Annotated in this window: 15 protein-coding genes; 5 read left to right on the forward strand and 10 right to left on the reverse strand. The window is 67.6% G+C overall.

Features of this window, described 5'->3' with window-relative positions:
• Positions 1–7 precede the first annotated feature (7 nt).
• From SGCZBJ_RS10645 to SGCZBJ_RS10675, 7 genes are all read right to left on the reverse strand, one after another.
• Positions 8–2,905 (reverse strand): TonB-dependent receptor, encoded by a 2,898-nt coding sequence (locus tag SGCZBJ_RS10645; protein ID WP_101717980.1) that lies wholly within the window; start codon positions 2,903–2,905, stop codon positions 8–10.
• A 225-nt stretch (positions 2,906–3,130) separates the two neighbouring features.
• Positions 3,131–5,443 (reverse strand): heparinase II/III domain-containing protein, encoded by a 2,313-nt coding sequence (locus SGCZBJ_RS10650; protein ID WP_133149229.1) that lies wholly within the window; start codon positions 5,441–5,443, stop codon positions 3,131–3,133.
• Between the two features lie 85 nt (positions 5,444–5,528).
• The gene (locus SGCZBJ_RS10655; protein WP_101717982.1) at positions 5,529–6,191 is read right to left on the reverse strand and encodes a putative 2OG-Fe(II) oxygenase; all 663 of its coding nucleotides are present in this window, start codon (positions 6,189–6,191) and stop codon (positions 5,529–5,531) included.
• A gap of 89 nt (positions 6,192–6,280) precedes the next feature.
• Complete coding sequence (locus tag SGCZBJ_RS10660) at positions 6,281–8,623, reverse strand: hypothetical protein (protein WP_101717983.1); 2,343 nt, start codon at positions 8,621–8,623, stop codon at positions 6,281–6,283.
• An 88-nt stretch (positions 8,624–8,711) separates the two neighbouring features.
• Positions 8,712–11,570, reverse strand: a complete 2,859-nt coding sequence (locus tag SGCZBJ_RS10665; RefSeq protein ID WP_101717984.1) for a TonB-dependent receptor plug domain-containing protein — start codon at positions 11,568–11,570, stop codon at positions 8,712–8,714.
• 340 nt (positions 11,571–11,910) lie between these two features.
• Positions 11,911–12,201, reverse strand: coding sequence for a winged helix-turn-helix domain-containing protein (locus SGCZBJ_RS10670; protein WP_101717985.1), 291 nt, complete (start codon positions 12,199–12,201; stop codon positions 11,911–11,913).
• Between the two features lie 18 nt (positions 12,202–12,219).
• Positions 12,220–13,623 carry a glycosyl hydrolase family 28 protein gene (locus SGCZBJ_RS10675; protein ID WP_165799298.1) on the reverse strand — a complete coding sequence of 468 codons (1,404 nt, stop codon included), beginning with the start codon at positions 13,621–13,623 and terminating at the stop codon, positions 12,220–12,222.
• A 293-nt stretch (positions 13,624–13,916) separates the two neighbouring features.
• On the opposite strand from SGCZBJ_RS10675, the gene SGCZBJ_RS10680 reads away from it, so the two are divergent.
• From SGCZBJ_RS10680 to SGCZBJ_RS10690, 3 genes are read left to right on the forward strand one after another with little or no spacing between them, the layout of a single operon-like run.
• Entirely contained in the window at positions 13,917–15,194 is a 1,278-nt protein-coding gene (locus tag SGCZBJ_RS10680) for an oligosaccharide MFS transporter (RefSeq protein ID WP_101717987.1), read from the forward strand.
• Positions 15,195–15,196: 2 nt separating this feature from the next.
• Complete coding sequence (locus SGCZBJ_RS10685) at positions 15,197–16,384, forward strand: glycoside hydrolase family 88 protein (RefSeq protein WP_101717988.1); 1,188 nt, start codon at positions 15,197–15,199, stop codon at positions 16,382–16,384.
• A complete protein-coding gene (locus SGCZBJ_RS10690) occupies positions 16,381–17,313 on the forward strand; it encodes an ROK family protein (RefSeq protein WP_101717989.1) in 933 nt (310 codons plus the stop codon). Before SGCZBJ_RS10685 ends, SGCZBJ_RS10690 begins: the two co-directional genes overlap by 4 nt.
• Here the strand turns inward: SGCZBJ_RS10690 and SGCZBJ_RS10695 are convergent.
• Complete coding sequence (locus SGCZBJ_RS10695; RefSeq protein ID WP_240621473.1) at positions 17,310–18,410, reverse strand: LacI family DNA-binding transcriptional regulator; 1,101 nt, start codon at positions 18,408–18,410, stop codon at positions 17,310–17,312. The genes SGCZBJ_RS10690 and SGCZBJ_RS10695 overlap by 4 nt on opposite strands.
• A gap of 188 nt (positions 18,411–18,598) precedes the next feature.
• Between SGCZBJ_RS10695 and SGCZBJ_RS10700 the strand changes: the two genes are divergently transcribed.
• Positions 18,599–19,621 carry a LacI family DNA-binding transcriptional regulator gene (locus SGCZBJ_RS10700; RefSeq protein ID WP_240621474.1) on the forward strand — a complete coding sequence of 341 codons (1,023 nt, stop codon included), beginning with the start codon at positions 18,599–18,601 and terminating at the stop codon, positions 19,619–19,621.
• Positions 19,622–19,723: 102 nt separating this feature from the next.
• Positions 19,724–21,427: a glycoside hydrolase family 43 protein gene (locus SGCZBJ_RS10705; protein WP_240621475.1), complete on the forward strand. Its 1,704-nt coding sequence runs from the start codon at positions 19,724–19,726 to the stop codon at positions 21,425–21,427.
• Between the two features lie 166 nt (positions 21,428–21,593).
• Here SGCZBJ_RS10705 and SGCZBJ_RS10710 read toward each other — a convergent pair whose 3' ends face one another.
• Together SGCZBJ_RS10710 and SGCZBJ_RS10715 are read right to left on the reverse strand one after the other, a co-directional pair.
• On the reverse strand, positions 21,594–23,543 hold the full coding sequence (locus SGCZBJ_RS10710; protein ID WP_101717991.1) for a glycoside hydrolase family 97 protein: 1,950 nt from the start codon (positions 23,541–23,543) through the stop codon (positions 21,594–21,596).
• Between the two features lie 151 nt (positions 23,544–23,694).
• On the reverse strand, positions 23,695–26,634 hold the full coding sequence (locus SGCZBJ_RS10715) for a TonB-dependent receptor (RefSeq protein WP_240621476.1): 2,940 nt from the start codon (positions 26,632–26,634) through the stop codon (positions 23,695–23,697).
• Between the last annotated feature and the right edge of the window lie 30 nt (positions 26,635–26,664).

The raw sequence follows: 26,664 nt of genomic DNA on the forward strand, positions 1-26,664 counted from the left end.
GCGACGGTCAGCCGCCGAACTTGTAGCGCAGGCTGATCCCGTAGACCCGGCCGTTCATGAAATACTGACGCAGGATGTCGGTGTCGTAGCCGCCGTCCGGCTCGCCGACGTAGCGGATCGGCGCCTTGTTGGTCAGGTTCGAGGCCGTCAGCGACAGGGTCAGGTCGTCGCGCAGGTTCAGGTTCACCGAGGCGTCGAGCAGGCCGTAGCCCTTCAGGTAGCGGCCATCGATCGGATTGGGCGAGATCCCGAACAGCACGTAGTCCGAGCGGTAGGTGTAGACGAGGCGCGCCGAGACCTTCTTGTTCTCGTAGAGGCCCGCCAGGCTCCAGTTCTGGTCGGACTGGAACGGCTGGCGCACCTTCATCGCCCCGAGCGGCAACTCGGTCTTGACCCAGGTGTACGAGCCCTGGACGCCGAAATCGTGCAGAACCTCAGGCAGGAAATCGTAGTCGAAGAAGGTCTGGGCCGCGAGTTCGACGCCCTTGGCGAAGCCGGGGTCGGCGTTCTGGGTCTGGGTGATGCGGAACTGGCCGGTGGGGCAGTTGTTGGGCGTCACGCCGCTGTAGGGCTGCGAGGTGGCCACCGTCTGGCAGCTCTCGATCCCGATCGGGAAGCCGTCGACCTTCTTGTAGAAGGCCGCGGCCGAGACGTAGCTGGTCGGGCCAAAATACTTTTCCAGCGACAGGTCGTAGCTGTAGGCCCGCAGCGGCTGAAGATTGGCGTTGCCCTGGCTGCCCGTGCCGCTGGTCAGGTTGACCGTCACGGTCGGGTTGATGTCGCCGACGCTGGGCCGAGTCATGCCCTTGCCGAAGCCGAAGCGCAGCAGCAGGTCGTCCTGGATGTAGCCGGTCAGGTTCAGGGTCGGCAGCACGTCGGTGTAGCTGTTGCCCTGGCTGTTGGGGACGATCACCGAGGTTCCACCGCTGGTGTCGGTGACCCGGGCCTCGGCGTCGAGATTGGTGCGCACCACCCGCACGCCGGCGTTGCCGCGGATGCGGTCGTTCAGGAAGGCGAAGTCGACCACCCCATAGCCGGCCAGCGTCTCTTCCACCGCCTTGCGGCGCGACAGCAGCACTTCGGGCAGCGAGTCCTCGGCGGGAATGCCGGCCAGGGCGAAGCGGTTGCGGACATTGTCGCCCAGCAGCGCATCGGGCGAAAAGGTCAGGAAGCCCCCTGAATAGCCCGCCTCGCCGTCGAACCAGTTGGTGTGCGAGCCGGCGACCAGATCCTGCACGGTCGAGGCGAGGATCCCGTTCGACTGGCTGGCCGTCAGGGCCAGGCCGTCGGTCGTCAGGTTCTTGCCGCTGAAGGAGTAGTTGTAGAACTTCGACTTCTTTCGGTAGTAGCGCGCCCCGAACTTCACGGCCTTGATGAAGCTGTCGTTGATGCGCAGCTTTCCATCGAACTGGGCGGCGAGCCCTGCGTCGTCATAGACGTTGTTCGTGCCGTTGGCGTAGTTCAGCAGCACCCAGTTGGCGGGGTTCGACAGGTCCGGCCCGCTGATCGACAGGGTCTGGGGCGTTCCGACCTGGCGCGTCACGTTCCAGCCCAGGCCCGCGCGCGGGGTCATGGTCACCGAGCGGTTGTCCTGGTGCTGGTCAGCCTTGACGTAGGAAAGGTCGGCCTTGAGGTCGAGGTCGTCGGTCGGCGACCACTTGGCGCCGCCGGCCAGGATCCAGGTCTTGTAGAGGCGATGCTCGTCGCCGCCGATCGACGAGAAGCTCGAGCCCAGGAACGTGCCGCTGTTGAATCGCTGGCCGGCCAGCACCGCGTCCTCGCCGCCATTGGCGTTGCGGTTGGCCAGGCCCTCGGTGGTGCTGAACGGCGTGGTCGCCAAGCCCTGGACATAGCGGCTGTCGGACCCGTTCAGGAAGCGATAGCCCTGGTGGTAGAGGTAGGCGTTGTAGTTGCCGTCGACATAGAACTCGAGGCCCGGGCGGACCTTCCACTGGAAGGCGCCGGCGAAGCCCTTGCGGGTGCGCTGGATGTCCTCCTCGTTCACGTTGATCTGCACGCCGGCCATGTTGACCAGGTTGGCGCGCTCGGCCGAGGTCAGGGCCAGCGGGTTGGCCACGTCGGCCAGGAAGGCGACGTCGCTGCGGCCGGCATAGGCCTGATTGTAGGCGCTGTTGCCGACGTACTCGGCGCTGTCGGCGCGCACCACGCGGCGCAGGTTGGTCCCGCCGGGACCGGGCGCGTTGTCGGACCGGTTCCAGCTCTTCTGGTAGTTGGCGCCCAGCAGCAGGCCCATCTCGCCGTCGCCGACATCCCACTTGTGCGAGACCAGGCCGAAGTATTCGGGCTGCATCTGCTTGACCATGTCGTTGTAGCGACCGGAGATCGCCACGCTGCCCGACATCTTCGGCAGGTCGAGCGGACGGCGGGTCTTGATGTCGACGAGGCCGCCGATGCCGCCCTCGATGTGCTCGGCCGAAGGGTTCTTGTAGACGTCCAGGCCCGCGATCATGCCGGGGATAGCGGCCTCGATATTGAACTCGCTGCCGCCGGCGGTGAAGTACGAACGGCCGTCGACCTGCGAGGCGGTCTGGCCCGACAGGCCCCGGATCGTCAGGCCCGAGCCGGCCCCGACCGGCGAGGCGCCCTCCCCGCCATAGCGATAGCCCTGCACGCCCGGGATGCGGGTCAGGGTCTCGGCGACGTTGGGATCCGGCAGCTTGCCGATGTCCTCGGCGCGGATGGAGTCGACGACCTCCATGGTGTTCTTCTTGACCTGCACGGCCGATTGCAGGCTCTGGCGGATGCCGGTGACGACCACCTCCTCGACGGCTTCTTCGGCGGCCGGCGCCGGCGCGGTCTGGGCGTGGGCGGCGCCGAACGCCCCCAGCGCGACGGCCAGCGTCGAGGCGGTCAGGAACAGACGCGATTGAACTTCGGACTTCATGGCTTCCCCTCCTGCGGAGCCTACGCCCGATAAGCCGGCGCGGCCCGTCAGATCCCGCGCGAGGCGGGCTTTCCCTGTTGGCTCGGGCGCTTGGCGCGCCCTCTCTGTTTCACTCCCGGATTGGGGCGTCGCCTGAGCGGCGATCTTCTCCAACCACATATACTTGTTATCGATATCATATATCGCTGACAAGAGCTTTTGTCAGACAAATGCGATGATTGCGTTTCAGTTGGACGGCGGAGACCGACGCGCCAGCGCCACGTCGCCTGAACAGGCCCTGGCGACGCCGTCGACCTTGATCGCCCGCGCGCCGTCGCAGGCCAGACGGATGGCGTAGGTCGGCTGTCCCTGGATGCTGGCCTCGACGCCCTGCCCCGCCTTGCTCTTGACCACGAAGGCCTTCGACAGGCTGTCCAGCTCCACCCGCCCCTCGCGCCGCAGATAGCTGCCGTCGGCGACGAACCAGCGACGCGGCTTGGCCGCGCTGCCGCCCTCCGGATAGGTCAGCGCCAGGATGTAGGCGTCGGTCTGCCAGCCGCCGAGATCGGCGTTGGCGTTGCGGTGGCGGATCCGGCCGTCGGCCAGCAGGTTGAAATAGACCTCGGTGACCTCGCCCTTCTGGTGCACGCGCACCATCAGCCAGTCCTTGGTCTCGACCTTCTCGATCCTGGGCGCGGGATTAGGCCCGTTGGGCGTCAGGGCCACCACGAACTTGGTCCGGTCGGTCACGCCCGGCGCCTGCAGGCGCAGATAGGGCTGGGCCTCGTCGGGCGCATGATCCTTCAGGCCCTTTCCCTCGGCCATCCGCATCAGCTCGGGATAGTCGGTGAACAGGCCCGCGTCCGGCAGGGCCTCAGGGAACAGCGGCCGCACCGCCACCTCGGCTTCGCCGTTCCGGACGGTAATCACCTGCCCCTGGCGCTTGGCCTCGCCCTCGTAGTGCATCAGCCACTCGAATTGGCCCGGCGCCCAGCCCTTGAGGTCGTCGATGACCAGGATCACGTCGCCGATCCACATGAAGCTGCGGTACTTGCGCTCGAAAGTCCGGGCGTTTGGACCCGTGGCGTCGGCCCAGACGAAGCGCAGGTCGCCGGCGTCGACCAGGTGGTCGACCCGCCCCACGAAGTGCGAGCCGTTGTAGGTGTTGCTCTCCGGCTCGGCCTTGCCGTCCAGGGTGACGACGTTGTGGGCCACGCTCTGTCGATAGTAGCCGTCGTATTCGGGCCGGGCGTAGCTGCTGTTGCCGGAGTCGATCAGCAGCTGCTTGCCCTTGTGCCAGAGGATGAAGCTGCCGGCGTCGGCGTGGTTGTGGTTCCAGGTGAAGCCCGAGCGCAGAGCCAGGAAGGTGGCGTCCGGCGCCCAGGACGAGCGCAGCGTCGCCGCGCCCAGGTCGCTGTCAATCCAGCTGGTCGGCAGGCCCGGCCCCTTGCCTACCGAAGCGCGAGCCTTGGCCGAGGGCCATTGCACCATATTCTCGGGCTCGGCGAACACGTCCTGCTTGGGGTCGGGCCGCACGGTGTTCAGGTACCAGAGATAGCGCGATTGCTGGTCGCCGCTGGCCCACAGATTGGCGATGGCGCTGGCCCCGCTGGAGGTCGGGTTGCCGTCGCCGAAGTTGGTCGACAGAAAGCCGCCGGTGGTCGGGTAGAGGTTCTGGATGAAGTAGTCGCCCAGGCCCGCCAGGCGCGGCGTCGCCGCGGGCTTTTCCTTGAAGGCGTCGAGCCACGCGCGCTTGAAGCGCAGATAGCCCTCGGCGGCGAAGTCAGCGTAGTTGATGCTCTCGACGAAGGCCCCGTTGGACGCGAAGTGCGCCGGCTTGGTCTCGATGGCGCTGCCGTCGTAGTTGGCCCACTCCTCGGCGGCCTCGTCGATGCGGCGGATCCAGGCGTCGGCCTGGGGCTCTTCGGTCTTGATGGCGATCGCCGCCACGCCGACGCCGAAGACGATATGGCTGAACCAGTTGTGCCCCATGGTGTCGAGGCTGTGGATCCGCTCCTTGCCGTCGATCCAGTCGTTCAGGGTCGGGCGGATCGCGCCCTTGACCAGGGCCTTGGCCAGGCGGTCGCGCTCGGCGGGACTGAGGGCATCGTGGATGGCGTCGAACGTAAGCCCGTAGGTGTAGGCGCTGGTCCCCATGCCGAGGTCGGAGTTCCAGACCGGATTGCGGGCCAGGAGCGGCTTGTCGGTCACCCAGTTGGCGCGACCGGCATAGATGTAGAGCAGGGCCTTGGCGCGATCCGCGTACTTGCGCTCGCCGGTCATGCGGTAGGTCAGCGACAGGCCCATCAGCGCCGCGTTCAGCTCGCGGTCGTTGGCCGGCTTGCGGGTGAGGGCCGCATCGGCTTCGGCGCGGGCCTTGGTCCAGGCGGCCTTGGCGTCGGGATCCTCGGCTACGCGGGCTTTGAACTGCGAGACGTGGGCGTCGCTGAAGGTCAGGTAGGGATGGGCCGCCTTCAGGGTCTGGGCCGAAGCCGTCCCGGCCAGGAGACAGGTCGCCAGGGCCAGGCCCGAAACCATCCGCTTTGCTCGGCTCTTCACGCGCTGCTCCCCATACGCTTTTTCTGACTTCAGATTATGATATCGATATCATTCTTGGGTGCAAGCGGCTCTGCGCTGGCCCCGCTCAGGCCAGGGCGAGATTGATCGCCATGGACCGCCGCACACCCGGACTGCGGAACGGGTAGACGCAGTGCAGCATCCACGAGGGCCACAGGTAGAAGTCGCCGACCACCGGCTTGACGGTGAAGAGGTTCTTGACGCCCACGGCGCTGCGGCTGTCGATGAACTGGAGGCACCCGGCGGTGTTCTGCCTTGCCTTGTCGGACGCGAACTCGGCTTCGTAACCGGGCGGAACGCGCAGGAAGCCGACGCTGGAATAGAGGCAGCCCTGGTGGAAATGGGCGGGATTGTAGTCGCCGGCGACCATGTCGTTGATCCAGCCTTCCTTGATCTCGATCCGCAGCTTTTTCGCCTCGAGCTCCTCGGTGCGCTCGTAGTCGGAGAAATGCATCAGGGCGTTCTCGCACCGGTAGGTGTAGGTGCGGGCCACGTCGAACAGGAAATCGCTCAGCTCGACCGTCTCGCGGATCACGTCGGTGAAGCGGATCTCGGTGCTGACCGCGCCCGCCAGATGGGCCGACCAGTCGCGGGCGGCGACCTCGTCCTGGCGCGCGACGATCTCGTCGATACGGGCGTTCAGGCGCTCGACCACGCCCGGCGGCATGGTCGCCTTGATGATCGTCGGGCTGAACGGCGCGACCAGCCGCAGGTCGTGATCGCGGGTCATGGCCGCTCCCCCCGAAATCCGACCCGATCCCTTTTCTCGTCGTCCTGGGCGAAGGAACGCGCGCTCTTGGTCTTCATCACGCCCAAGCCCTAGCGCCCCGGCGACCAGATCACCGCCGTCGCGCCCGGCGCCAGGGTCAGGCTGGTCGCGTCCGGCGCCAACTTGCGGCGAGTGACCAGATCGGTCCGCTCGCTCGCCGCCTTGGGCAGGTCGACGAGCACCGCCTTGCTCCCGGCGTTCATGGCGATCAGGTACGGGCCGTAGGTCGCTTCGTAGTAGTAGCCGCGGCCAGCATAGGGGTTGTCCTGGTCCTTGTAGCGGGCCTCGGGCGGTCCCTTGGCCACCGGCAGGACCTCGCCCTCCAGCGCCGCCGGCGCCTCGCCCGGATAGCGGACGATCGGGATCGAGCCGGCCGAGATGTGCGGCGTCGCCCGCCGCACACAGGTCTTGCCGCTGGGTTCGAAGTCGACCCGAGCAGCAATAGTGGCGATGCGATCGACGGTCGGGGTCTGGTAGTGGAAGCGCGCCAGACGGTTCACCCCGCAGTTGGCCCGCCAGTAGAGCGAGGCGTAGAGCACGTCGTCGCCGTTCTTGATCGCCACCACCCCGCCCTCGGGATCGGCGAAGACGAAGTCGGGCTGCCCCGCCGTCATCGGCAGCTTCACTTCCGATTTCGGCCAGGCCTTGACCGCCAGCCACTCGTCATAGGCGTCGAGCAGGCCGATCGTCGTGCGCTGGTTCTTGTCCTTCAGGCGATCGCGCAGCACGGCGTAGTACTGGCCGTCATCCAGGGCCTGGCGGGCGATCGCCATCAGCTGCGGGTCGCGCGTGGCGACGGCCACGTTGAAGGGCGTGTTGTCCCAGCCGGACTTCTGCACGTAGGTCGTCGCACCCGGATAGACAGGGTCGCGCCAGCCGATCGGCGCCTCCAGCAGCATGGTGCGCGCGCCCTCGGCGTCGATCCCCGGATAGCGGAAGGCCATCCGCGCCCTGGCCATCTTCAAGAGCTGGTCGCGCAGGAGCGGATCGCCCTGCCCGCCCGACGTCGCGGCCGTGGCCTGGTAGATGCTGGTCGCCCAGTCGAGGATCTCGCCGTAGCTGCCGACGAAGCCCAGCTCCTTTGAAAGCCCGGCCTGGGTGAAGAGCCTGTAGTCGTCGGCCGAGCGGAAGCTGCCGGTGTCGGCGGCGGCGCTGGAATAGGTCGGCTTGCCGGCCTCGTCGAGGCTGCCGGTCCAGGGCGCAAGACCCATGGACTCGTAGAAGAACCGCCGCATCGCCGGTTCGGGCCGGGCCAGCGGGCTGTCCAGCGACCGCAGGCCCTCGTTGCTCCAGTAGATGCCCAGGTCCACGATCATCGACTGGTTGGTGTAGAGCCGGCGATGGGTCTGGATGTAGCCGAGCCCTGCGTCGAGCATCCGGGCATAGGCCTCGCGACGCGTCGAAGCGCCCTCCACGCCCGTGACCGGCGTATCCAGATAGGGCGCGACATCGGCTTGCAGCAGGCGCAGCGCCTTGCCGAACGGCCCCATGGCGTCCCAGTCGGCGTTGGTGCGGCTGGCGTCGACATAGACGCTCTTCGGATCGGCCAGGAAGCGGGCGTAGAAGGCGTCGCCGCTCTCGATCACCTTGCGGGCCACGGCCGGATTGGCGTGGGCCTTGGTCCAGGACAGGGCGGCGGCGCGCGCCAGGAATTGCACCTCCAGCAGGTTCAGCGGGCCGGTCTGGGCCAGCTTGCGGTCGATCTCGCGGTTCACCCGGACCTTGAGGTCGTCGAGCACCTCGGGACCGGCCGAAGGCGCGGCCGCCAGCGGCGGTGCGACGCCGGCCTGATCGCCGCTGTCCAGGAACGGGTCGGCGTGAACATAGAGCGCATAGACCGGCCGCGAGGCCTGGCTCATGGGCTTCTGGAAGCTCTCGAACTGCTGGGTGTAGACGGCGTAGGGCCCGCTGGCGCGGATCGCGCAGTCCAGCGCCTTCTTCCCCCAGGTCAGGGTGATCGGCAGCGGGAAGGTGCGGTAGGTGAAGCGACCGGCGAAGGGCGGCTCCTGGGTTCCGATGTCGAGGATCTCGACGTCGCCCAGGTGGCGATAACCGACCTGCCTGCCCTCGCAGAACAGGGTCAGCTTGCCGTCATTGACGTCGCCGCCCCATAGGCGGATCGAGGCGTAGTTCTGGATCGCCGGATCGACGGCCAGGCGGAACTTCAGGTCGCCGCTGAACCGCGCGCCGGCCTCGCTTGGAGGCAAGCGCCGCGCGGCGAGACCCAGGCCGCCTTCGACACGCTCTGACGCCGAAGCGTCCACCGCGTGCGCGGCCTCGGAAACCGCGTCGCCGAACACCACCTTGTCGATGAGCGGCGTGGCCGCGCTGGCCTGCGTCGCCAGAAGGCCGAGCAGAGCGCTCGCGCCGAGGATCAGCCGATGGCGGGTCATGCGCCCCTCGTTCGTGATGCTTGGGATAGGCCCGGCGAGCGAGGGCGCGACACCCTCGCCCGCCGGGCATTTGGGTTCCGGCCGCGGCCTAGAACTCCTTGCGCACGGTCAGCCACACCGACCGCGGCGCGTTGCGCTTCACCAGGTAACCGGACTCCGGCAGTTGCTCGACAACGTCGTAGACCTGCACGCCGGTGGGAAGGTTGGTGCTGATCATCGGGTCGTAGGCCGAGATGTAGGCCTTATCGAGCACGTTGCGGACATCCAGCGTGACCATCGTCTTCTTCAGGCCGCTGTACTGGACCGAGACATCCAGGTTGTCCTGCGCCGGCAGGAACCGGTGGTCGAGCGAATTGGTGTTCAGCTTGCGCTCATCCATCCAACGATGGCGGACGTTGAGGCGGAAGTCCTTGTAGCGATAGGACACCGTGTTGCTCAGCGTCCATTTCGGCGAGCGCGCCAGCAGACCTGCGTCAATGCGCAGCACGTCGTCGTCCGCGCCGTTGCCGTTCGCTCCGGTGTTCAGCCAGACATAGGCCTCGGTGGTCTTGCCATTCAGGAAGGTCACCGACGGATTCCACTCAAGGTTCTTGGTGACCCGCCACTTGGCCCAGGTCTCGATGCCTCGAGTGAAATACTTGTTGAAGTTGTCCGGCAGCAGATAGGTCGAGACGTTGTCCTTGTCGATGCCGGTCGGATAATCGTTCACTGCGAAGTTCTGGTAGAAATAGGTGACCTGGCCGTTGAAGCGACGATCGCCGAACGTATAGGCGAACTCGTGGCCCTTGATGTAGGCCGTGGGCCCTAGCGGGCGCACCAGGGTGGCGGCGGTCGAATAGCGATTGATCACGCCCGACGACGGCTGCTTGGCGTCGGTATAGCGATAATAGATCTTGTGCTTGTCGTTGAAGTTGTAGCCCAGCGCCACGCTGTAATCGACCAGGCCGAGATCCTTGTCGGCGCCGATCACCTTGGCCGGCGTCTTGGTCATGTAGACGTTGTCGTAGACGGTCAGCGGATCGCCATCGAGGCCGCCGTTGGTCAGCGACGCCGCGCCGGAGTTGCGGGTGTCCCACGTCTCCGAATAGGTCCGGGCGTGGAAATACTGGTACTTGATGCTGGCGTTGAAGTCCCAGTGCCTGGTCGGCGACCAGGCGAAGCCCGCATAGGGCGACAGCTCCATGATCCGCGCGCGCTGCGAGACTGTAGTGAACAGGCCGCTGCCGTATGAGCCCCAGCCGCCGGCGTCGGTCAGCTGATAGTTCGTACCGTTCTGGGTGACGTACTTGACGTTCAGGTTCTGCACCTGGCCGTCGGCCCAGGCCGAAACGCCCAGGCCGTTGGCCCAGTTGTCGTTCACCTGCTCGGAGCGCGACAGGTAGAGGCCGCCGTTCACGCTCCAGGTCTCGCCGCGGTAGGTGGCCGTGAAGTTGCCCATGTAGTCGACGGATTCACGGTAGTTGTCCTCGGCGCGGGTGAGCAGCACGAGGTCCTGCGTGGCGCTTTCCGCCGGCAGGTTGACGCCATTGACCACGCCGCCTCGCATGTCGATGTTGCGGTTGGGCAAGGTGTTGCCGACGATGCAGAGGCTGTTGCTCTGCCAGGTGGCCAAGGTCACCCGCGGACAGGCCGCGCCGGTGCGGTAGTTGGTCCCCAGCTGCGAGCCGGCGACGTTGTTGGCGACGCGGGCCACTTCCTGGCCGGCGGCGTTGGTGAAAACGTAGTAGCCCGGCGTGCGGTCCAGGTTGTTGATGTTGAGGCCGAAGCGCTCGCGCGTCGCCGCCGCCGAGGCCAGAGAGGCCAGTTGCTGGGGCTTGTAGGACTGGCCGCGATAGGTCGACTTCTGGATCCGCGCCGCGCCGGTGAAGGTCAGGCGCTCGCCGATGTCGTGGTTCCAGCGCAGCGACAGGGCGTCCTGCTTGTAGCGGTAGCCGTCCGACGGATCGAGCGTGTGGCTGCCCGGCTTGAAGTAGTTCGGGACGGTCTGCTTGCCGCCGTTCATGAACAGGTTCACGTCGCGGCCGAAGCCCGGGATCTCCTCGGGGTTCTGGTAGCCGTAGGTCGGCTGCTGGAACGTCGTCAGTTCGGCGTTGGTGTCGTCCAGGTGCTTGTAGACGAGGTTGAGCGAGCCGCCGCCGTTGTCGGTGTTGTAGTCCTTGTAGAGGTTCACCCGGAACTGGCCGCCGTGGTTCAGGTCGAAGCCCGGATCCACCTGGCCGCTGGAGCGGCGATAGAAGCCGCTGACGCCCACGCCCAGGTCGCCGGCCTCGTTGACCCAGCCATAGGCGCCGTCGACCTGCTTCCACGACAGGTGCAGGTCCTCGCCCTCGAAACCGACCCGGGTCTGGATCACCGCGCCCGGCTTCACCTTGCCGGTGATGTAGTTGAAGGTGGCGCCCACCGAGGTGGTGACGCCGGTGGCCGACGAGCCGCCGCGCACCGACTCCACCCGGCTGGTCGAGATGTCGGCGCGGTAGAAATAGCCGTCCTGGAAGCCGCTGAACTTGAACGGCACGACCGGCAGGCCGTCCTCCAGGATCGTGGTCCAGAAATAGCCCGAGGTGTTGGCCCCGGTGCCGATGGTCATGCCGCGCGTGAAGACCTCGTTGCGGGCCACGCCGTCATTGGACTCGACCACCACGCCGGGCATGTCGCGCAGCATGTCGTCGGCGCTGATCGGCGTGAACTTGCTCATGTCGTCCTCGTTCAGCACCGAGAACGAGACATTGGCCTTCTTGGCGGCGGTGCCGACCATCACGCCGGTGACGATCACTTCGTCGACGGCCGTGCTCTCGACGGTGACCGGCTTGTCGGCGGCCGGCGTCGTGGTCGCCTGGGCGTACGCGGCGTTCGCCGACAGCGCGCCGGCGCCCGCGGCCAGAGCCAGCACCATGTGAGAAACTTGCAGGGCGCGGCCACGGCCGCGCTGAGGGTTGAGACCACCCATCCTATCCTCCCCTTTCGGACTTTGGTCCGATCTCGTTCTGCGCCGAAACCTCGTCCCGGCTGGCCGATCGCATTGTCGTTCTCGAGCGCGCTGCGCAGCGCCCCCGACCGGCTTGTTGTTATCGATACCAGTGCATTTCGAAGCCTGTCAACGAGATTCGCGACATTGATTTTTGAAGCATTCGATCCGGCCTTTACTGGCAATGCGCCGCCTCGCATCGCGTAGAGCAGCTCCAAGCCTGAACAGCGGAGATTTGAGATCACCCCAAAGCACGAACCATAGACACGACTACCCATGGATGCATTTCACGATGACGGCGCAGCTGGATTCTCAGAACCGATTACACGGGCAAGACGGACTTCACACCCACTTCGACCACGCCATCCCGCACGACCGTGCCATGTCGTCGGCGACGGGAGATCAGCTCTTCGGCAGCCAGCAGATCCAGGGCCGCCCTGACGGTGATCCGCGCCACCGCGAAGCCGCTGGCCAGCTCGCGCTCGGTCGGCAGGCGACGCTCGCCGTCGAGGATCGCCGCCCGCAGCCGGTCGGCGAGTTGGCGGTAGAGCGCCACGCGCCCGGTGCGCTTCAGCGGCGCCCAGCAGACGCCCGAGACGGAGGGGTGAACCATGCCGCGTCGCCCTCCCCGCTATTTGAAGCTCACGCCTTCGACATTGGGCCCGATCTCGATCACCGCAGGATCGGCCGCTTTGAGGCGCTTGCCCCCGACAATCACGCTCTCGAAGCTGATATTGCGGACCGGCCGATCAGGGCCGAAGCCCGAGATCGTCGACGGGCTGGGCCAGCCGGCGCCGGAAAAGCGGATGTTCCTGAACCGCACGCCGTCGACCAGCAGGCCCGGGCTCGTGCCGTACTTGGCGTTGAACACCGTGCGCACATTGAACAGCTTGCCCTCCTCGATCTGCTCGACGCGGATGTCATCGAACAGGACGTCGCGGACGGTGTTGTCGTCGCCGGCGCTGATCGCCAGCGCGCCCTGGTACTCTGGGTCATCCTCGTCAAGGCCGAGGATGTCGATGTTCTCGAAGCGCAGGTCCTCCAGCACGTTGCGAGCCTTGGTGTCGCCGTGCAGGCCGATGAACACCGCGTGCGCCACGTCCGGCCAGAAGATCGAGTCGCGCACCCTCACCCGCCGGGTGTCGCCGACGCCCGACTTTCGGGTGGCGTAGACCGCGACGCTGTCGTCGGAGGTGCGGATGAAGGCCCGCTCTACGGTCACGTCGCTGCAGGCGAAGACGTTGACGCCGTCCGACCATGAACCATTGCTCAAGGTCTTGATATCCTTGAAGGTCACGCTGCTGGACGAGGCGCAGGCGATGGTGCCGTGCTTGGGCGTCAGGAACGTCAAGCCTTCGACGGTGACGTTCCTGGAGTCCTGAACGACCAGCTGGTCAGCGGGCCGGTCAATGATCCCCCGACCGATGATGCGGACGTTTTCGACCTTCTCGGGCTTGAACACGCCCTGCAGAATGGCCCCGCCGGCGACATAGATCGTCTGACCCGACTTCACCGGAAATACCCCGCCAGGCGGCGCGTGCAGCCCCGGCTCATAGAAGACGACGTCGGGCCCCGGCGCGGGCCTGGCGATCGGCGCGCCGGCGAAGATGTGCAGGTTGTGCAGCCGGTCGCCGTCGAACTCGACCGACAGGTTCTGCGGCCGGTCGATGGTGAACAGCACGACGCCGTTCTCGACCTTTTGCTTGATCGCCTTGCTGGCGGGCCGCACCTCGACCCGCTGGAAGTCGCCGTTGTTCTTGCGCACCCCGATCTCGACGGCGCCCTCGAAGTCGAATTGCACGACCGAGACGTCGCTGGGCCCATCGGAATCGACCTTGGCGGTGTATTCGTAGAGATCGCGCCAGGCCCCGCCCGGCTTGCGCACCCGCACGGTGAAGGTGTCGTTGTGCATGCTGTAGAACAGGCCGCCCGGCGGCAGCGGGTAGATATGCAGGCCCGAGGCGTCAGCCTGGTCGGCCGCATGGGCCGACCCTGCCAGCCCAGCCAGCGCCGCGGCGCCGGCAAGTCCTGCCAAGGACGCTTTTCGCACTGTGAACCCCATCGTGAACTCCTCCCCAGGCGACGCTCTGCCCGAACGGCGGCGTCGTTGTTTTCGGCATCGAGCGCCGGATCGACGCCGGGGCGTCGAAAAGCCTTGCGGATCGCTCGAACACGAATATTGATATCGATATCATATCACTCGCACAAGCCCCGGCCCAGCGAGCGAGAACGACGCCGAAAGAACTTGGTATCGTTATCAGATCAGTCTATGACCGAAGGGTCGGACCAGTCGCGCCACGCAGCGCGGCCGGCGCGGGAGGGTGTCGCATGGCCATCAGGAAGAACTACGCGCTGCTGAGCGCCTTCCTCTTCTTCTATTTCTTCGCCCAGGCCATGAGCATCTCGCTGCTGGCCCTGTGGCTGAAGCGGACCCTGGGCCTTTCCGGCGCCGAGACCGGCGTGGTGTTCGCCGCCAACTTCATCTTCGCAATGATCTCCCAGCCCCTGTACGGCTTCGTTTCCGACAAGGTGGGGCTGCGCAAGACCATCCTGTGGCTGATCAGCGGGCTGGTCGTGCTGTCGGGCGCCTTCTTCGCCTTCGTCTACGGCCCGCTGCTGAAGACCAACCTGCTGCTGGGCGCGATCGCCGGCGGGGCCTATCTGGGCGTCACCTTCATCGCCGGCAGCTACGCCCTGGAGTCGTTCGTCGACCGCGTGGGACGCAAGTACGGCTTCGAATATAGCCGCGCCCGGCTGTGGGGCTCGCTGGGCTTCGCCGCGGCCGCCTTCTTCTCGGGCCGGCTGTTCAACCTCGACCCGCTCTACAACTTCGCCCTGGCCTCGTGCGCGGGTCTGATCCTGCTGCCGCTGCTGGCCTTCGCCAGGATCGAGCCCAGCGCCGACGAGCGCGAAAGCTCCAGCGCCCTCAAGCCCGCCGACGCCATGGCGATCTTCAAGCTGCCGAAGTTCTGGGGCTTCATGGTGCTGATCCTGGGCGTGACGAACCTCTATCTGGTCTACGACCAGCAGTTCCCGGCCTTCTACGCCTCGCATTTCGCAGACCCGAAGCAGGGCGCGGCGATGTTCGGCTACCTGAACTCGGCCCAGATCTTCCTCGAGGCCGGGATGCTGTTCGTGGCGCCGTTCGTCGTGAACAAGATCGGGGCCAAGAACGGCCTGCTGCTGGCCGCGGCGATCATGATCGTGCGTATCGCCGGCTCTGGCCTGGTGCACGGCCCTGTGCCGATCTCGGCGATGAAGATGCTGCACTCGCTGGAGCTGCCGATCCTGGTGGTGTCGATCTTCCGCTACATCGCCTTCCACTTCGAAAGCCGCCTGGCCTCGACGCTCTATCTGGTCGGCGTCAGTTTCGGCCACTCGCTGGGCCTTGCGGTCCTGTCGCCGATCGTCGGCAAGAGCTACGACCTGATCGGCTTCCCCAGCACCTACCTGCTGATCGCCCTGTTCGCCGCCGCCTTCTGGGTCGCGTCGGTGTTCGCCCTCTCCCCCACCCCGCGTGAAATCCCGCCCGCCAAGGACGCCGAGCCCGATCCGGCCCTGGCGCAAGCCGACCTGGGCGGCGCCGACGTGGCCAAGGTCAACTGACGATGTCCCAATCTGCTTCCCCGCGTGAGCCGCTGCTTCGCGCCGACGAGATCCTGGCGCGCCCGCGCCCTGACCGAACCAAGCTCGACGCCATACTGGCGGCCGTCCTGGCCCGCATCGACGCCGGCCTGGACCTCTTCACCGACGCCTTCCCCAAGCCCTCCAGCGAGGGCGGGGTCTATGCGCCGATGGACAACACCGAGTGGACCAACGGCTTCTGGACCGGGATGCTGTGGCTGGCCTTCGAGGCCAGTGGCGAGACCCGCTACCGCCGCGCCGCCGAGCGCCAGGTCGAAAGCTTCCGCGACCGGATCGAGCGCGAGGTCAATGTCGACCACCACGACCTGGGCTTCCTCTATTCGCTGTCGTGCGCGGCGGCCTGGAAGCTGACGGGCAGCATGAGCGGCCGCGAGGCGGCCCTGGCCGCCGCCCGGCGGCTGATGACCCGCTACCTGCCGACCGCCGGCATCATCCAGGCCTGGGGCGATCTTTCCGATCCCGAGCAGGCCGGGCGGATGATCATCGACTGCAACCTCAACCTCCCCCTGCTCTACTGGGCCAGCGAAGAGACTGGGGACCCGACCTTCAGGATCGCGGCCGACAGCCACATCGCCCAGGCCGCCAGGCACATCGTGCGGCCCGACGCCTCGACCTTCCACACCTTCTACATGGACCCCAGTACGGGCGAGCCGGTCGGCGGCAAGACCCACCAGGGCTTCAGCGACACCTCCTGCTGGGCGCGGGGCCAGGCCTGGGGTGTTTCGGGCTTCCCGCTGGTGCACCGCTACAAGGCCGATCCCGGCCTGATCGACCTGTCGGCAAGGCTGGCCAACTACTTCCTCAACCGGCTGCCGGACGATCTGGTCTGCTGCTGGGACCTGGTGTTCACCGACGCCGAGCGCGACAGCTCGGCCGCGGCCATCGCCGCCTGCGGCCTGCTGGAACTGGCGCGCGCCCTGCCGCTGGCCGACCCCGATCGCGAAACCTACGAAGCCGCAGCCCTGGCCATGGTCGAGACCCTGGGTGAGCGCTACCTGCTGCCGCTGGGCCAGCCGGGGACCGGGATCCTCGCCCACGGCGTCTATCACATGCCCAACCGCGTCGGCGTCGATGAGGCCTGCATCTGGGGCGACTACTTCTTCCTTGAGGCGCTGGTCCGCCTCACCCGGGTTTGGGAGCCCTACTGGTGATTCAGATCGGCGTGGATTTCGGCGGCACCAAGGTGGAGGCCGCCGCCCTGGACGCCAGCGGCAAGCTGCTGGCCAAGGCCCGGGTTCCCAACCCGGGCGATTACGAAAAGGCGCTGATCACCGTCCGTGAGCTGGTGACGGGTCTGGAACAGCAGGTGGGGGCGCGCGGCACCCTGGGCGTCGGCGCGCCGGGTTCGATCTCGCCGGCTGCCGGCGTGATGCGCAACGCCAACTCGCTGTACCTGAACGGCCGGCGCTTTCGCGAAGACCTGTCCGAGGCCCTGCAGCGGCCGGTGCGGCTGGCCAACGACGCCAACTGCCTGGCCCTGTCCGAAGCTGTCGACGGCGCCGGCGCTGGAGCCAGAGTGGTGTTCGCCATCATCCTGGGCACGGGCTGCGGCGGCGGTCTCGTCGTCGACGGCAGGCTGATCGAGGGCGAGAACGGCATCGCCGGCGAATGGGGCCACATGCCCCTGCCCTGGCCGACGGCCGAGGAGCGCGAGGGTCCGCGCTGCTGGTGCGGCCAGAACGGCTGCCTGGAGATGTGGGTCTCGGGCACAGGCCTGCGGCGCGACTTCGAGGCGACGACGGGCAAGGCCCTGAGCGGCGAAGAGATCATCGCCGCCTGGCGGGCCGGCGATCCGGCGGCGACCATCGCCTTCGACCAGCTGATGGACCGCCTGGGCCGCTCGGTGGCGGTGCTGTGCAACATCCTCGACCCGGACGCCATCGTCGTCGGCGGCGGCCTGTCGAACGTGCCCGAGGTCTGCCAGCGCCTGCCCGGCCTTGTTTCGCGCCATGTCTTCGCCGACCGCTGGAGCACGCGCATCAAGCCGGCCGTCTGGGGCGACGCCTCGGGCGTGCGCGGCGCCGCGCGGCTATGGAGCCTGGACGAGGCCCGCCAGCTCCTGGCCGAACCGGCCGCCTAAGGCGGCGCGGGACCCGACGAGTCCCGGTCCATCAGCGTGAACGGCAGCAGATGGTGGACCGGGGCCGGATCGCTTCCGCTCTTCCTGGCGCGGATCTCCTCGACAATCAGCCGCACGGCGGCGCGGCCCATCTCGGCGATGGGTTGATGGATCGTCGTCACCTCGGGCCAGACCGTGGTGGCGACGGCGGTGTCGTCGAAGCCGCAGATCGTCAGGTCGCGCGGCACGGCGATCTGGCGGCCGTGGGCCACGGCCAGGGCGGCGGCGGCCATGTCGTCGTTGCTGGCGAAGATGGCGCTGGGCCGCAGCCGCGCCTCGAACAGCTTCTCCGCCGCCGCCAGGCCCGAGCGGTAGGTGAAGAGGCCCTGCGCCACCCACTCCGGCCGCACCGTCAGCCCGGCCTCGGACATGCCCGCCAGGAAGCCCTCGTAGCGCAGCTCGGTCGGGGTGTGCTGGGGGTCGCCCTTGATGAAGGCGATGTCGCGATGGCCCAGGGCGATCAAGTGGCGGGTCATGGCCAGCGCGCCCTCGAAGTCGTCGATGCGCACGCTGGAGACGTCGATCATTGGCCGAGCCGTGGCCAGGGCCAGCACGGTAACGCCCTCGGCCCGCAGCATGTTGATGGTCTGGCGGGAGTCGCACAGCGGCGGCGGCAGGATCACCCCGTCGACGCCGGCCGCCAGCAGCCGCTTGACCGCCTGCTTCTGCCCGGCCAGGCCCTCGCAGCGCTCCAGGATCAGGTGGCTGGCCAGCCGCGAGCTCTGCTCCAGCCCGCCGACCATGATCTCGCTGAGATAGGAGGCGCTGGGGTTGCTGTAGAGGATCCCGACCCGCGCGGCGGCCGAGCGCGAGCGCGTGGCGCGGGCGGCGACATTGACCTGGTAGTTCAGCGCGCGGACCGAAGCCTCGACCTTCTCGCGCATGCCAACGCTGACATTGCCCGCCCCTCGGATTACCCGCGACACGGTCATCGAGCCGACGCCGGCGTGGCGGGCCACGTCATGGATGGTGATCGTCTTGGGGCCAGGCCTTGCGGCCGGCACCGGGCCACGCGCGGAAGACGGCTCGGCCGCCTTGGCTTTGCGGGGACTTTTCAACGACGCACCACCATTGTTTACGATACCAACACATCCTAGCGGCGCTCACGCTCCACGCCAGCGCAAAAACAGATGTTTGGCCTGCAACCGCATATCGAGCGCCGGCGCGCTCTCGCTTGGACTTATCCGGCCGGTCTTCGCTAGACTGCGCGCCGACCCGTAGAGAGTCGTATTGAGGCGAGGACTCCTTGAGCACGCAGAGGCGACAGGCGCCGACCATCCATGACGTGGCGCAGCACGCCGGCGTGTCCTCGATGACCGCCTCTCGCGTGGTCAACGGCTATCCGCACGTGCGTCCCGCCGTGCGCGAAAAGGTCGAGGAAGCCATCAAGGCGCTGGGCTATCGGCCCAACTCGCTGGCCCGGGCCACCCGCACCGGCGTCTCGCAGATCGGCATGCTCTATTCGAACGCCAGCTCGTCGAACCTGTCGAACTACCTGATGGGCGCTTTCCGGCAAGCGAGCCTCAGCGGCTGCCAACTGCTGATCGAGCCCAGCCAGGCCCATCCGACGCCCGCCCAAGCGGTGCAGAAGCTGGTCGACGCCGGCGTCGGCGCGGTGATCCTGCCGCCGCCCCTGTGCGACGACGTCGCGATCCTGGAGTCGCTCGAAAAGGCCGGCGTCGGCGCGGTCAGCTTCGCCACGGCGCGTCCCCGTGAAGGCGCGCCGGCCGTATTCATCGACGACTTCGAGGGCGCCCGGATGATGACCCAGCACCTGCTGGACCTGGGCCACGTGGACATCGCCTTCGTACGCGGCGATCCGGCCCACTCCACGGCCCAGCTGCGCGAGAAGGGTTTCCGGGAAACCATGGCGGCCGCCGGCCTGGTCGTGGACGAGACCTATGTGGCCGACGGCGGCTTCAGCTATCGCGGCGGCCTGGACGCGGCTCGCCACCTGCTGGGCCTGCGCCGCCGCCCGTCGGCGATCTTCGCGGCCAATGACGACATGGCCGCCGCCATCAGCGCTGTCGCTCACGGCCTTGGCCTGTCGATCCCGGCCGACCTCAGCATCGCCGGCTTCGACGACACCTCGGTGGCGACGACGGTCTGGCCCGAGCTGACCACCATCCGCCAGCCGATCGCCGACATGGCCGCCTCGGCCGTGCTGCTGGCCATGGACCTGGCCCGTCCGAGCGCCGAGCCCGGCGGGCATGTGCAGGCGCAGCTGCAACTGATCGAGCGCGCCTCGACCGCCCCTCCCCCGGCCTGAGCGCCCTTGCCAAAGCCCCGCCCCATGTTACTGGTAACGATATCATAACAAGGGACGGAAACGCGGATGGCTGGCTTTGGGCGTGGACCTCTGGGGCTTGGATTGGTCGCGGCCGCGGCCTTGCTGGCGGCGTCCGCCTCGGCGGCTGACGCTCCGAAAACCGAGCGGGCCTGGCTGCCCGACCTAGGCGACGGAACCTACAGGAACCCCGTCCTGGCCGGCGACTATTCCGACCCCGACGCCATCCGGGTGGGCGACGCCTATTACCTGGTCTCGTCCTCGTTCACCAACGTTCCGGGTCTGCCGATCCTGAAATCGACCGACCTGGTCAACTGGACGATCATCGGCCACGCCCTGACCGCGATCACGCCGCAGGCCCACCACGCCACGCCCCGTCGCGGCGGCGGCGTCTGGGCGCCGGCCATCCGGCATCGCAACGGCGAGTTCCTGATCTACTACCCCGACCCCGACTTCGGCGTATTCCTGGTCAAGGCCAAGGATCCGGCGGGCCCATGGTCCAAGCCCGTGCTGGTCGACGACCGCCGCGGCGTCATCGACCCCGCGCCCTTCTGGGACGACGACGGCCGGGGCTGGCTGGTCACCGCCTTCGCCCGCAGCCGGGCCGGCTTCGCCAACGTCATCACCGCCCGCCGCCTGAACAAGGCCGGCGATCAGGCGATCGGCGAGGCGATCACCCTGGTCGAGGGCGACAAGCAGCCCAAGGTCGCCACCTCGCGCGGGCCGTTCCCATGGATGACCACCGAGGGCCCCAAGCTCTACAAGCGCGACGGCTGGTACTACCTCTTCGTGCCCAGCGGCAGCGTGAAGGGCGGCTGGCAGGGTGTGTTCCGCTCGCGCAGGCTGGAAGGCCCCTATGAGGGCCGCAACGTGCTCGACCAGGGGGCCACCGAGGTCAACGGCCCCCACCAGGGCGCCTGGGTGACCACCCCGACCGGCGAGGACTGGTTCCTGCACTTCCAGGACGCCGACTCCTATGGCCGCCGGGTCTGGCTGCAGCCGATGGCCTGGAAGGACGGCTGGCCGATCATCGGCGAGGACAAGGACGGCGACGGCATCGGCCAGCCGGTGCTGGTCCATCGCAAGCCGGCGTCCAAGTCCTCCTCCCCGCGCCTCGCGCCGCAGGACAGCGACGATTTCGACGGCGCGCTGTCCCTGGCCTGGCAGTGGAACGCCAACCCGGCCAACGACTGGGCCGACCTGAAGGCCGCGCCGGGCAAGCTGCGCCTGAAGTCGATCTCCTCGCCTGAAAACCTTTGGGAGACCGGCGCCCTGCTGACCCAGAAGCTGCCCGCCGAACGGTTCACGGCGACCACCAAGCTCGATTTCGCGCCCAAGGCCGTGGGCGAGCGCGCGGGGCTGGTGGTGTTCGGCGCCGACTACGCCTGGATCGGCTTGCAGAACACGGCGAACGGACCGGCTCTGGTGCGCGTCGATCGCACCGGCGCCGACAAGTTCCAGCCCGAACGCGTCGAAGTGATCGAGGCCAAGGCCCCGACCGCCGTCTGGCTGCGCATGACCGCCGAGCCGGTCGTCGTGGCCGATCCGCCGCCGGACTTCTCGCCCTACTGGCCCTCGATGCTGCGCTCGATGCACGCCAAGGTGACGCTGAGCTACAGCACCGACGGCAAGACCTTCACCAGTGTCGGCGCGCCCTTCGTCAGCCGCCCGGGCCGTTGGGTGGGCAGCCAGGTCGGCATCTTCGCCCAGGCCCCGGCCGGCACGGCGTCGAACAGCTCGACCCGCATCGGCTGGACCGACTTCGACGGCTTCTGGGTGACCCCCTAGAAGCCGTCGAAAAGACGCCTCGACGAACACCGATCGCTTGACTTTGACCTCATTTTTGATATCGATATCAAGCCTTCGGTAGCGTCCTGCGACGCCGCTCTCTTGGATCTACTTCCTCCAACACTCCCAAGGCGGGCGCCCTCTGCAGGCGCCCTTTTTTTTCGCCTCAGGCCGGCTCGAACCGGATGGCCTGGCCGCCGGCGGCGTTGAGCTGGAGGCGCAGGCGGGTCCTGGCGTCGACGGCCTGGCGCTCGATCACCACGCGGGTCCGGTTGGCGGGGCGGGCCAGGTCGCCGTCCTTGTAGCGCACCGCCGTCCAGCGCCCCCGCCCCAGAAAGCCCAGGTCGAGATCCAGGCGCCGCTCCATCTCGTTGGTCAGCGCGCCCAGATACCAGGCGCGCCCCTTGCGACGGGCGATGATCACGTACTCGCCGAGCTCACCGGCGATCGCCCGGGTCTCGTCCCAGGTCGTCGGGCAGGCGTCGAACCATTCCAGTTCGGGCCAGGCCTTGTCCTCGTACTTCTCGGGCTTGTCGTACCAGTAGAGCAGCGTCAGCGGGCTGTAGCAGGTCACCGCCAGGGCCAGCTGGTGGGCGTTGGTGGTCTGGTTGCGCTCCTGGGCGTAGCAGATCGTGTAGTCGATCGGCCCGGCGATCGGCCGGGTGAAGGCCAGGTTCACGTGATGACGCGCGGCCGGGAACTGCTCATTGCCCTTCACGCCCTCGAGGGTGAGGTAGTTGGGCAGGGTCCGCTCCAGGCCGGCGGGCCGCAGGTTGTCGTGCAGGTTCACGACCATGCCGTGCTCGCCGAAAGCCCGCACCACCCTGGTGATGAAGTCGACGTCGGACTGGCGGCCTTCCCACATGAAGCCAAGCTTCACGCCGGCCAGCCCCCAGCGCTGGTAAAGGCGGCACATCTCGGCCAGCGCCTTGGTCACGGCCACCCGGTCGATATAGACCAGCACGCCGATTTTGCGGGCCTTGGCGTAGTCGATCACCCGTTGCAGGTCCAAGGCGGCGATCGGCGCGGTGGGGTCCGAGGCGTCGGTCCCGTCGCCGTACCAGTGGGCGTCGAACAGCACGTAGGCGATGTTGCGCTTCTGGGCGAAGTCCACCGCCCTCAGCGAAGCCTCCGTCGAATAGGGCTTCATGATCCGGAAGGCGTGGCCGGGCCTGACCCACGAGACGTCGCCCAGCTGGTTCGGGGTCGCCAGGGTCGGAACCACGTGGTGCAGCTCGATCAGGCCCTTGGCGCTGTCGGCCGCCAGCAGGATGCGCCAGGGCGTCTTCTGGCCGACCTCGATCGCGAAGGTCGCTTCTTCCGGCGTATCGTCCTCACCGCCCCAGCCGGTGGCCCGCCCGGGATAGCGCATCAGGTAGGACACGAGCCCGCCCTGCTCGTGGGCGCGGACCATGCAGCGCGGATAATGCAGTCGATCGGACTCGGCCATGAAGCCGAAGACGCCGTTGCCCAGATCGACGGTGATCGGCAGGTCGGCAAAGTGACCCTTGTCGGACGAGCCCGTCAGGTCCGGGTGCTCCAGCGGCGCCAGGCCCGCCTGGGTAGAGACGTGGATGTCGCCCTCGTCGCGGCTGGCGTAGAGGCGCGCGGTGTCGGGAAAGCGATAGCGGGTCCGCTCGCCCATCAGGGCCAGCCTGGCGCCCTTGAGCAGGCCGGTCAGGACGTAGCGCACGGCCGCCGCGCCGTTCAGCACCCGCAGGACGATGTCGAACCGGATGCCGGCCTTGGGATCGAGCATGTGCAGGGTGACCTGCCGGCCGGACTGGTCGTAGCGCTCGGACTGGCCGAAGGTCGGCCGCCAATCGCCCTCGAAGCTTTCGGGCGTCGATCCCGTGAGCTTGGCCCCCTCGCCCAGCAGCCGCCCCTCGGCCAGCCAGAGGCCGAGCTCGGACGGCAGCAGCAGCGGCTTGCCGTCATAGGTCGCGCTCCATTTCGGCGCTGCGCCTGAAACGTCGATCGTCGCCTTCAGGCGACCGTCGGGCGAGGTGACGGCATGGACCCCGGCGCCCTTGGCGGTCGCCGCCTTGGCCCCGGCGCCGGTCGCGGCGCTCGACATCACCGCCAGCGCGACCATGTCTCGACGTGTGGGCTTCATGGCGTCGCCTCCCCTTTGGATCGCCTTATCGATTTCGGGGCAGGCTACACAAAATGATATCGATATCAAGACGTGACCGTATCACTCGGAACAGGCAAAGCAGCCGGCGAAGCGCGCGCGAGGGCCTGGCAGCGCCCTCGCGCGTATGGCCTCAATAGCGCCAGGTCAGGGCCAGGCGCAGGGTGCGTCCCGGCGCAGGAACCACCGCCAGCGACAGCGGGTCGAGGTAGTATTCGTCCCCGACGTTGTCGAGATTGGCGTCCAGGGTCACCTGGTCGGTCACCTTGTAGGTGGCGAAGAGGTCGTAGACCGTCGCCTTGCGATAGAGCTGCTGGATCGCCGACAGGCCGACGTTCCACTCCTTGTCGAGCTTGCTGATGGGGCCTGAGTTGGCGACCATCCGCCCGCCGACGATCAGCCGCTCCTGGAACAGTCGCGTCCCGACCGTCAGGTTGACGTTGTACTTCGGCGGGTTCTGGGTGTTGGTGTACGAGCCCTCGAAGCCGCCGGCCACGCAGTCGGGCGTGTTGATCAGCTCGTCGATGCCGCGCTGCTGGCCATAGGCCCGGCGCTCGGCGGCGATGTCGGGCGCGCAGGTCTCGGCCTTGAAGTAGCGGTGGGCCGACAGGTCGGCGAACACCCGGCCCATGTCGTACGAACCCTGAAGCTCCACGCCCTCGACATTGAAGCTGTCGACGTTGCGGATCAGGCCGGCCGACAGGGTGCGGTAGTCGCGGGTGATCAGGTCGCGGATGCGGGTGTCGAAATAGGCGACCTTCAGCGCGCCGCGGTCGCCCGTCTTCCAGAGATCACGCTGCAGGATGCTGGCGCCGACTTCCCAGCTCTTGCTGCGCTCGGGCTTGAGATCATCGGTCGGCTTGGCGGCGGTGAACAGGCCCAGGGTCGACTCGAACAGGCTCGGCAGCTTCACGCCCTCGGCGTACTTCACGTAGATCAGGCTGTTCTCGGTCGGCTTGTAGCTGGCGCTGACCGTGGGCATGAACGCGTCGGCCTTGCGGCGGATCGGCTTGGACCACGTCCAGAACGTCGGCCCCTCCAGGTCCTCGGCCGCGTTGGCGCGGTAGGTCGTCCAGCCCTTGATGTCGCCCACCGTGCCCTTCTCGTAGGGCGAGGCGAACAGCGAGGCCTCGGTGAAGTTGCCCTGCGCATCCGGGAACCAGTAGACGCGCGCCACGCTGGTCAGGGCGCCCGGCCGGGTCGCGTTGGGCATGTAGAAGGTGGTGTCGCGATAGCGGCCGATCACCTCGTAGGGCCCTTCGGTGGCCGTGCGATTGCGGTCGCGGATGTCGATGCGGTTGAAGCGGCCGCCGGCCGTCAGCTCCCACTGGTCGTTCGGGGCCCAGGTGACCGAACCGACGAGGCTGTATTCCTTGCGCTCGGCGTTGCGCAGATAGCGGTTGTTGCGCAGGTCCTCTTGCAGGATCGGCGAGTTGGGGCCGGGCTTGATGTCCTCGCTGGTGAACGAGCCGCCGTAGGTGAAGTCCAGCCGGCCAAGGCCGGTGAACACCCGCGAGGTGTTGGTCACGTCGCCGCCGAAGCGCTCGATGGACAGCTCGTTCCAGTAGGCGTCGCGATAGCCGTCCTCGGTGTTGAAGGTCGGGCCGTCGTACCATTGGGTCGGCCGGTCGAGGAACCAGGGCGTGACGCCGGTCAGGCCGTTGTAGGCCAGGCTCTCGGCCTTGGTGCGCCAGAGGTTGGCCTTCAGGTCGATCAGGTCGTTGGCCGGCCGGTAGCGGTAGCGCAGGTTATAGGCGTCCAGGTCCATGTGGCCCAGCGCCCACTGCGGCACGCGCTCGCGGTTCACGCGGATGATCTGCGAGGCCATGATCTCGCCCTGGCGACCGTCGAAGTGGCGATAGCCGGCCTCAAGCACCTGGTCGTCGCTGATCTTCCAGGTTCCCTTCAGCAGGAAGGATTCCGAGCTGTTGGAGGTGTTGAAGACCTCGGTCTTTGCCGGATTCAGCGTCGCCAGCAGGCCGCGGCCGGTCGGGAAATCCCCATAGCCCTCGGAGCCCGAGAAGTAGTTGCCGTTCTCGCGCTTGGCATAGGCGGCCACCACGTCGAACCGATCCCAGCTCTTGGCCACGGCGAGGTTGTGGAAGTGGCTGCCCGGACGGGTGATGTCGTTGCGGCTGGGGTTCTGGAAGGCGCTCCAGGCCGGCAGGTCCTTGGTGCTGGCGTTCGAGATCCCGGCCCGCACGCGCACGCCGAAGTCCTTGCCGGCGCGCAGGATGTCGGCCGCCTTCAAGGTGTCCATGACCACCACGCCGCCGATGCCGCCCGAGGCGTTGGCCTCCAGGCTGGGGCCCTTGTTGATGCTGACGCTGCTGATCAGGTCGGGGTCGAGATAGTTGCGCTGCGACTGGCCGGCGTAGCCGCGATAGGTGTCGATCGTCGACTGGCCGCCGTCGATGACGACGGGGATGCGCCCCTGCCCCTGCACGCCGCGAATGTTGAGGTCCAGCGCGTTGGCCGAGCGCGGATCGCCGGCCGTCACACCCGCAACGCCCTTGACCATGTCGGCCACCGACGCGCCGCGAAATCGCTCCAGCGTCTCGCGGGCGATGTAGGCCGACGAGCGGGCCTTGGAATAGACGGCGTGGGCGCGCGCCTGGTCGCTTTCCTCGTCGGCGAACGGCGCGCCGGGCGTTCCACCCTGCCCCACGCCGGCCACGTCGCCCTGCACCCGCAGCGCGCCCAGCTGCGTCGCGCCCTCGGCGGTCGGCGCCGGCGACAGGGTCAGCACGTCGCCCTGGATACGGTAGGTCAGGCCCGTGCCCGACAGCAGGCGGCTGACGGCTTCGCTCGCCGACAGGCGGCCCGAGACCACGCCGGAGGTGCGTCCCTTCGCCAAGGCGGCCGGTACGCTGACCTGCAGGCCGGACTGGCGGCCGAAAGCGGTCAGGGCCGAGGGCAGCGGCTGGGCGGGAATGTCATAGGCGCGCTGAGCGCTTTCCTGGGCGAAGGCGGGCATGGCCGCGCCCGTCCCGGCCAGCGCCGTCGTCAGCATCAGCGCCGCCGCCAAAGCCGCCTGCCGGCGGCCCGTACGCACTCGATTGGAAAACCCCACGACCGTCTCCGAACTTGCGAAAAACTAAAG

The sequence above is a fragment of the Caulobacter zeae genome, assembly GCF_002858925.1.
Lineage (GTDB): Bacteria > Pseudomonadota > Alphaproteobacteria > Caulobacterales > Caulobacteraceae > Caulobacter > Caulobacter zeae.

Excerpts from the sequence above, each read along its gene's own strand:
- SGCZBJ_RS10645 (WP_101717980.1), bottom strand. The coding sequence starts at position 2,905 with ATGAAGTCCGAAGTTCAATCGCGTCTGTTCCTGACCGCCTCGACGCTG.
- SGCZBJ_RS10655 (WP_101717982.1), bottom strand. The coding sequence starts at position 6,191 with ATGACCCGCGATCACGACCTGCGGCTGGTCGCGCCGTTCAGCCCGACG.
- SGCZBJ_RS10660 (WP_101717983.1), bottom strand. The coding sequence starts at position 8,623 with ATGACCCGCCATCGGCTGATCCTCGGCGCGAGCGCTCTGCTCGGCCTT.
- SGCZBJ_RS10665 (WP_101717984.1), bottom strand. The coding sequence starts at position 11,570 with ATGGGTGGTCTCAACCCTCAGCGCGGCCGTGGCCGCGCCCTGCAAGTT.
- SGCZBJ_RS10670 (WP_101717985.1), bottom strand. The coding sequence starts at position 12,201 with ATGGTTCACCCCTCCGTCTCGGGCGTCTGCTGGGCGCCGCTGAAGCGC.
- SGCZBJ_RS10680 (WP_101717987.1), top strand. The coding sequence starts at position 13,917 with ATGGCCATCAGGAAGAACTACGCGCTGCTGAGCGCCTTCCTCTTCTTC.
- SGCZBJ_RS10685 (WP_101717988.1), top strand. The coding sequence starts at position 15,197 with ATGTCCCAATCTGCTTCCCCGCGTGAGCCGCTGCTTCGCGCCGACGAG.
- SGCZBJ_RS10710 (WP_101717991.1), bottom strand. The coding sequence starts at position 23,543 with ATGAAGCCCACACGTCGAGACATGGTCGCGCTGGCGGTGATGTCGAGC.